7 protein-coding genes are annotated in these 8150 nt (G+C 60.6%); 1 reads left to right on the forward strand and 6 read right to left on the reverse strand.

The genetic code is table 11. The features are described 5' to 3' along the window. Positions 1-39 precede the first annotated feature (39 nt). Positions 40-909 carry a glutathione-dependent disulfide-bond oxidoreductase gene (gene yghU, locus NDK18_RS00650; protein WP_250626781.1) on the forward strand — a complete coding sequence of 290 codons (870 nt, stop codon included), beginning with the start codon at positions 40-42 and terminating at the stop codon, positions 907-909. An 11-nt stretch (positions 910-920) separates the two neighbouring features. Here yghU and NDK18_RS00655 read toward each other — a convergent pair whose 3' ends face one another. The 6 genes from NDK18_RS00655 to NDK18_RS00680 form a co-directional block, all read right to left on the reverse strand. Next, positions 921-1343, reverse strand: coding sequence for a hypothetical protein (locus NDK18_RS00655; RefSeq protein ID WP_250626782.1), 423 nt, complete (start codon positions 1341-1343; stop codon positions 921-923). Positions 1344-1357: 14 nt separating this feature from the next. Beyond that, positions 1358-1678 carry a hypothetical protein gene (locus NDK18_RS00660; protein ID WP_250626783.1) on the reverse strand — a complete coding sequence of 107 codons (321 nt, stop codon included), beginning with the start codon at positions 1676-1678 and terminating at the stop codon, positions 1358-1360. Beyond that, positions 1678-2439, reverse strand: a complete 762-nt coding sequence (locus NDK18_RS00665; protein ID WP_250626784.1) for a YkgJ family cysteine cluster protein — start codon at positions 2437-2439, stop codon at positions 1678-1680. Before NDK18_RS00665 ends, NDK18_RS00660 begins: the two co-directional genes overlap by 1 nt. 117 nt (positions 2440-2556) lie before the next feature. Continuing rightward, entirely contained in the window at positions 2557-3363 is an 807-nt protein-coding gene (locus NDK18_RS00670; protein WP_250626785.1) for an SDR family oxidoreductase, read from the reverse strand. A gap of 23 nt (positions 3364-3386) precedes the next feature. Continuing rightward, positions 3387-3794 carry a GlcG/HbpS family heme-binding protein gene (locus NDK18_RS00675; protein ID WP_250626786.1) on the reverse strand — a complete coding sequence of 136 codons (408 nt, stop codon included), beginning with the start codon at positions 3792-3794 and terminating at the stop codon, positions 3387-3389. A gap of 220 nt (positions 3795-4014) precedes the next feature. Beyond that, positions 4015-7932 (reverse strand): autotransporter domain-containing protein, encoded by a 3918-nt coding sequence (locus NDK18_RS00680; protein WP_345777063.1) that lies wholly within the window; start codon positions 7930-7932, stop codon positions 4015-4017. Positions 7933-8150 lie beyond the last annotated feature (218 nt).

Genomic DNA, 8150 nt, shown 5'->3' on the forward strand with positions numbered 1-8150 from the left:
TCGTAATATCAGCGCTTGGGCACATCAAGAAACCGAACCATGACCGAAACCCCAGTGTATGAACCACCGAAGATCTGGACATGGAACAAGGATAACGGTGGCCCATTCGCCTCCATAAACCGGCCCATGGCCGGTGCGACCCACGAAAAGGATCTTCCCGTCGGGGCGCATCCGTTCCAGCTCTACTCCCTGGGAACGCCCAACGGTCAAAAGGTCACCATCCTGCTCGAGGAATTATTGGAGCAAGGATTTGACGGCGCGGAGTACGACGCGTGGCTGATACGCATATCAGAGGGAGACCAGTTCAGCACGGGTTTCGTCGAGGTAAACCCAAACTCGAAGATTCCAGCACTGATGGACTGCAGCGGCCCCGAGCCGGTGCGCGTTTTCGAATCAGGCGCGATCCTGCTGCATCTTGCCGAGAAGTTTTCCGCGTTCCTTCCTGAACATGGTGGCGCGCGTGCTGAATGCCTGTCCTGGCTTTTCTGGCAGATGGGAAGCGCGCCTTATCTTGGCGGTGGTTTCGGACATTTCTACGCCTATGCGCCGGTCAAGATCGCTTACGCCATCGATCGTTTTGCCATGGAAGTGAAACGCCAGTTGGACGTGCTTGACCGCCGGCTAGCCGAGCATCCGTTCCTTGCCGGCGACGAATACACGATCGCCGACATCGCAGCATGGCCATGGTATGGCCAATTCGTTCGCGGGAAATACTACGGTGCTTCTGCCGAGTTCCTCCAGGTCCAGGAGTACGAGCATGTCCAGCGCTGGTCGGCTGCGATCGCGGAGCGCCCGGCCGTAGCCAGGGGGCACATCGTCAACCAAACCAATGCAGATACTGCTCGCCAAGTTCTCGAGCGCCACAGCGACGCTGATTTTCCCGAGGACCTGAGACGGTTCCGGGCCTGACGAGAGGTTCGTTACTTCACTCCGGCTCCGTCCTTGATTCCGTGCACGACCTTTGGATTTTCGCATCCAACGCCGTCTGCCAACTCGTTCGGAGTCAGGTCGTGCGTTAAGTACTGCGCCTGAAGTTCCTTCTTGAATGGTCTCACGTTGGGGAAGTCGTAGACATCGCACGTGTCTGGGTTAATGATCTGCCCTGTCTGCTCGTTGATCATGAAATCCACGACGTTCGCCCAATTGCCCATATATACACCCACCGATTTGTAACCATCGGGGGCGCCTTTCAGATCGTAGTAGTAGGGCCTGCCAAACTTACGAGGAATGTCAAAATGTTTTGCCACGAGGCCCGTCAAGCGCATCTCCTCGGAGGTCGGAAGCTCCAGAACAGCTGGCGTGTTCTGACTCGCAGCGTAAAGAAGTAGCAGGGCTATGGACATGTCGTTCTTTCAGCTTATGCCTGGTACGGAGCTTCGAGCCTTTCGAATTGCATTGGCGAAAAGACATGCAACAACTCTTCGCTGTACATACCCTTGACGCTGGATTCCCAGCGCGCATTCATTGCAAAGTAGATCAGGTGCATGCCGTTGGGAGAGAGATCGCAACGACGCTCATAGATGCGGCAGTAAAACCACTGCCCCACCTTGAACTTGTCCGTCTTCCTGTCCCATCCGATGAGTGCGGTGTGGCGCGTCGGGCCACGACGGATGACTACCGCGGCGGAAGCGTCGCGAGCCAGCAGAACGTGGATTCGAGGGGGAATCGGCTGCTTCATCAACCCGCCCCTAAGGGAATGTACAAATGTCGATCGTCACTACGTGCTGGATATAGCTGAGCCTGCATGTCGCGAAGCTTGTCGGTAAGGCCTTGTTCGTGAACTCTTACGAACCACTGTTTCCCTGGCGATCGCTGTTGTGCCGATACACGTCTGATAGCCGCCATCAGATCGTCCGTGCCCGGCGTGTGGACGACATAGCCGCTGCCCTTCCATGCCGTGACTATCAGATCCAGCTCCTCACAGATCAGCACCTTTGCCAAAGTATCTGCCTGGTCGGCACGACGAGAGGCCTCTACCAGTTGTTTGATGGAAGGAATTAGCTGACCGTTGGGCTGTATAACTTCGTTTTCTTGCGATGTATCCCACGCCTCAGGGGGACAATCCTTTTGATCGGTCCGGAAAGCGACGAAAGGATTCACCTCCATGGGATAGATTCGGCATACCAGAGGCCTCTGGTCATAGATCTGGCAGGCATTGCCTTCGCCGAGGTTGGGGCAGCCAGAAATCACATTAGCGGCAAATATGGCAATGACGCAGATGTCGATACTTCCAGACCTGACACGAGTGCCACGGCTCGCATTGTGTCGGTAACGGGCTAGGTCCCCCTGATCCTCGTCAATGGCGAAGGCTTCCAGCAGGATGGAGACACGATGACCGCGGCGAAGCCAGGCTTCGGCCTCATCCAGCGTCAAGGGGACATAGCGACCCCTACAGCATGCGCCACAGCCTACGCAGTTGAAGTTGATCTGCTTACTCATCCTGGTTATCCGTGCTGCCCTTGGCGCAAGGATAACCCCTGCCAGCTGCCAAGCAGCCGCTAGCCGCCTTTTTTCGTCAGGGTCCTCGATTCAATGAAGATGGAACGCTGCCGCCGATCAGATTTGATTTTCCCAGGCGGCCTTTTGGCTTTCCTTCAAGAAATCCTCAACGGCCTTGGGCACGACATTGCGGAACTTTCCCGTATCGGATGGGACGATAGCGATCATCGCTGCAATCATCTCCTTCGGATCCAGTCGCCCTTCGTCGTTACCCAAGAGGGCATCGAAGGTTTTCCTGAGTTCGGCTCGCTTCGTGAAGTTCCTGCTGTCATCGAGCCACTTGAATGCGGTTTCGGCCATCGTCTCGTTGAAGCCCGTGAGATAGGCCCCGGGATTGATGGTCTGAACCTTGATGTTGTACGGCTTCAATTCGCCCTGCAACGCTTCGGCGATCGATTCCAGCGCGTGCTTGGTCGAAACATAAATGCCGAAGCCGGCGGGCGTAAACAGGCCACCCATCGACGAGGTGAATACGATCTTTCCGGGACGCTTCTCGTCGATGAATTTGCGGATGAACCGTTGAGCCAGATCCAACGGCGCAAAGACGTTGGTTTCGAAATTCTGGCGGACAAGATCCAGGGGAATTTCGCTGACCGGCCCGCACTCCCCACGGCCGGCATTGCTGAACAGAACATCGATATCCCAATGCAACGCATTGGCCACGTCATGCGGACTGAGGATATCCAGCTTTTCGACGCGAAGATTCTCAAGTCCCATGGCTTGCGCCTTCTGTCGCAAAGGCGTCACTTGCGGCGATATCTGCACGGTAGCGACTACGTCGTGACCGGCTTGCGCCAGACCGATAGCGGCACCCTCGCCAAAACCGGATCCGGCACCCGTGATGAGAATTCTTTTCTTGCCCATGGCTGTCCTCCCGATTAGCTGTTCTAAGTGAGCAAGGCCGCTGCACCGGCCTCGGCGATGCTACCGTCCTGTGGCACGGTCCCGCCCGATACTCCGATCGCGCCAATGAGCTCAGCTTGCGCGCTTCGGAGCGGGCAGCCGCCCGCAAATACGACTAGGCCGCCATTGCTGTTCTCGAGCCCATAGGCGGGTGCACCGGGCTTGCAGTACTCGAAAACTGCTTCGCTGTTCAGACCGAAGAGCACCGTCGTTTTTGCCTTTCCCAGCGCAAGTTCGATCGAGCCGAGCACGGCACCGTCCATCCGAAGGAAGGCCTTCAAATGCCCACCTGAATCCAGCACCGCTATATTCACCGGCGCCCCCAAATCCCCTGCCTTCCTCCTCGCGGCTGCGATAACCCGCTCCGCCGATTCCGCCGAAAGTTGCGCCATTGCCGTTGTTCCTGTGCCGTGGTCGCTTCCATGGGACAAAAGCTATCGCCGCCCGTCGCCAGAACGAGGGCGCCTGAGCCACTGGGCATGCTGAATAACCCGAAAGATTTTGCGCCGACGCGCGCTTAGCACCCGTGAAAAATTCGGGAAATCATTGCAACACGGCGTTGAGGGCACCCACCCTGCATCAGGGTGCCGATGTAATCCTCATGCTCGACGACTACCAGCGCACGGCTAATCCCATGTGCACGCCCTGGTCTTTGGCACCGTCGCCGAAGCGGCCGATGTAGCTGGCGTCTACCGACACGTTACGTGCTAACGCAAAGGACAGGCCAGCGTCGGCGACCCCGGCGTGGCGGCCAATGGGCGTGCCGGAGATGTCGAAGCTGTCGCTACCGCTGGCGAAGCGCATGCTGGTGGTCGGCGTCACGTCGCCCCAGGCCTGCTGCCAGCCAATGGAGACGTGCGCGTCCATGCCGCCTTGCGCAGCCAGCGACCACCGGTCGCGCAGGCCCAGGGTACCGATGTTGACGCTGTCGCTCCCGCCGGTCACGGCCAGCGCCGCGGGGCTGCCCCTTTCACGCGTACTGTCGGTATGCAACTGCACGCGTGCGAGATTGAGGAACGGTTCGATCTGCTGGCCTGCGCTGACGTCGAAGCGATATCCGCCTTCGATGAAGCCGTGAGCCACATGCGCGTCGTAGCGGTCGCCCAATCGATCGGCGAAGGTGCCGAACGCGACCTCGCGGGTGCCGTCGATTCGCTGCCACGCATAGGCCACGCCGCCGCGCAGTGCGAATGCGCCAAAGGTCACGTCACCGTAGAGACCCAGGTCCGTGGTGGTGGCGTGGGCGTTGGAATCGCGATCGTCCACTCGCATGCTCTCCTGGCGATGGCCGGCCACTGCGCCCAGGCGCGCGTCGTTTCCGATGCCAAGGTCGGCGCCGACGAGCAACCCGCTGCCGTTGGCCTGCATGCGAGCCGCATTGCCTTCGCCATCGATAGCGCCCCAATGACCCCAGGCACTAGTCCAAGCTGTTACCCCACGAGCGTCGGTCGCTTGCGCTCCTTCGTCCTGCTGGCCAAGCAGGTGTCGATTGATGGCATCGCGTACATAGCGGCTGTCGTCGATCAGGGCGCTGTTCGTGCTGGCGAACTGCTCGCCCGATAGTGCGTCGAAACCTTGTCGTGCCGTCGACGCATCCAGGCCGACCACGGCCTTGTAGATCGGGCTGGCCATGCCTAGCGGATCGATGGCACCAGCGACGGAACGCTGGTTGCGCGTTTGGGCCACCTCGTCGAAGGGGATGTCATTGCGTGCGAGCTGCAACCTTACTGCGTTTGCGCTGTAGCTCAGGCTTGGCGTCAGGAATGCCAGGTTGGACGTGACGCTGTCGAACTGACCGGTGACGCCGCCGCCAGCCGTGATGATCGGGAACTGTGTCTGCGGTGCCCAATTGCCGTCGTTCGCCAACGCAAGGGCCGAACCGCCTAGGATGGAAACGTGGCCCGTCACCGCGACATGGTCGCCGGTTCCGTCTGGAGAGACTTCGAACTGATAGCTCGATCCCGGATGGAACGTGGCATTGCCGTTGACGTTAAGCGTGCCGATGGAGTTGCCCGGCGTCAGCATACCAGAGAGATCCAGGCCGCCGATGCTACCGATACCGCCCAAGGCGGCGCCGCTGTCGACGGTGACCATGCCATCGAGCGTGGCACCGGCATGGGCGTCGTCGCCGACGACCAGCTTGCCGGTAGTGACCTCGGTGTTGCCGGTGAACGTGTTGGCATCGTTTAAGACCAGCGTGCCGCTACCGTTCTTCACCAGCTGCCCTGTGCCGGAAATCGTGCCGTCAAAGATGCCATCCCGCTGCTGTGTGAATACCAGCATGGCATTGTCGGCAATGGCGCCCTGCAGGCTGTAGCTATCGCCCTGCAAACCGCCTCCGCTGATGACAGTGCCACCGCTGTAAGGGTTAATGGTGCTCAGCGTGAGCATGCCGTTGCCAGTCTTGACGACTTGGCCGCTTCCAGTGATCACGCCGTCGAAAACGGCATCATTGTCCTGAGCGAAGGTCACGGTGGCGTTATCGAAGATAGCGCCACGCAGTGTGGTGGTATCGCCCTGAAGGTTGCCCGCGTTGACGACCGTGCCGAGGTTGTATCCCATGACGCCCTTCAAGGTCAGCGTGCCTGCACCGTCCTTGATCAGTTGACCGATGCCGCCAATACTGCCGGTGAAATCGCCGTCAGTTGGTTGATCGAAGTCCACTGCAGCATCGTTGAGGGTGATGTCGCCTTGCAAGCTTGTGGTGTTGCCCTTCAAGATGCCCTGCAACACGGTCGTGCCGCCACTATAGGTATTGGCACCAGACAGGCTCAACGTGCCCGCACCGACCTTTTGCAGCCGGCCTGTGCCGGAAATCTCCCCTGCAAAGTCTCCATCCGTCTGCTGTACGAAAAACAGCGTGCCATTGTCGACCATGTTGCCCTGTAGGCTGGTGGCATTGCCCTGCAGCGTGCCGGCGTTGATCACCGTGCCACCGGTATAGGTGTTGGCACCGACGAGCGTGAGCGTGCCTGCGCCATCCTTCAATACCTGGCCCGCGCCGCTGATCACATTGAGAAAGACGCCGCTGCTGCCTTGATTGAAGTCCACGGAGGGTGGCGTTCCCACGCCCGATGGAGAGAACGTCAAGCTGCCCTGGATCGAGTTGGTATCGCCGACCAGCTGGCCTTGCTCAATGGTCCAGTTGGTGCCTGCGTTGGGGAGGCCAGTCAGCGTCCAGGTGCTGTTGCCGGTCTTGATATTGTTGAGGAAGTTGAGGAACAGCCCCGTATTGATGGAGCCGTTGGTGTCGCCGCCAAGTGCCAGTGTGTCGCCGCCGTTGGCCGCGACGCTGGTGCTCTCGATATTGCCGGTAAACGTGGCACCCGATATCACTACCAGCTCATTGTCGCCACCGGAAAACAGCACCGAATCGGCCTGCACAGTGCCGCTGTTGCCGCCGGCAATCACGCCGCTGGTGGTGATGGAAGCTCCGCCCCAAGCGCGTATGCCGACACCCGGGGTGCCATCCTGTGCGCTCGGAACAGGGGAAACGGTGCCGGCGTTGCCGCCAGTGATCGTGCCGGCGTTCTGCAGCGATGAGCCTGCACCGACCAGGTTGACGCCGGCTCCGCCGCCGCCATAGCCACCGGGCTCGTTACTACTATCCTGGAATGTACCTGCATTGCCGCCGCGGCCGCCGACAATCGAGCCCGTCGCGTTATTGACGACAGCGGCACCTGCGCCGAGTACCAGCAGGCCATCGCCGCCGCCGCCACCACCGCCGGCATAGCCGCCATTGCCGCCCGCGCCGCCAACGCCTCCCAGCAACTGACCGTTATTCGTAAGAGAGACACTGCCTGCGCCCGCTCCGATGACCGCACCCGCGCCACCGCCGCCGCCAGCGCCGGGGTCGCCGTTCGTGGCATTGCCATTCGATGCCGTGGCTAGTGCATCGCCACCCTTACCGCCCGCACCGCCAGCGACGGTTGTCGTACTCCCCAAGATCGACGTCGAACTGGATTGGCTGATGAAAACACCCGCGCCACCGCCACCACCACCGGCGCCAACAATGCTTTGCGGGTCCGCCGTGGATGCAGCCTCGCCAGCGCCACCTGCACCGCCGGTGACAGAGCTGCTGACATTGTCTGTCGCGCCCACGCCACCGCCGCTCCCGCCAGTGGCGGTGACGTTGATCGAACCGTCGGGGTTGAAGATCCCATTCGCGCCGGTGCCGCCGGTGCCGGCAGTGGCCGTGTTGCCAGTGCCTTCACTGGTGTTGGTGATCCAGACAGTCGCGTCGCCCCCGGTCCCGTTGCCCGCGCCACCATTCGGGCTGCGCGTGGGCCGCAGGCCAACACCACCTGCCGCGCCACAATTCAGGGGGCTGGTGGGTGTGCAGGCCTGGCTCCATGTCGGCACACTCGCACATGCCAGCACCATGGCCGCGATCGCTAGGGCAAATGGACGACGGCGCGGCGTGCGCGTTGATGCGGTCCCGGAGGAGCAACCTTGCGCGCGCGCGAGTTCGCAGGTCACCTGCACCACGGCCAGCGACCGATTCCAGACGAGTCGGTAGATACGGTTCACGCGAATTTCCCCTTCTAAACCGTCGTGCCGCTACGCATGGGACGCAGCCGCGGTAAAAAATGAACCTATATAGTTCTCGAAGCGCCGGAAAACATCCGGCGGCAGCACTGGCGTAAGTTCGTGCGGCGTCACCTTGCTGCCAACCGCGTGCAGGCCCGGCATGTTGGCCGCCGATTCTACGGGAAGTCCCAACACGGTCGATAGGGCTCTTTCGACGC

Origin of the sequence: Pinirhizobacter soli, assembly GCF_015905305.1 — a bacterium.
In the GTDB taxonomy this organism is placed as follows: domain Bacteria; phylum Pseudomonadota; class Gammaproteobacteria; order Xanthomonadales; family Rhodanobacteraceae; genus Pinirhizobacter; species Pinirhizobacter soli.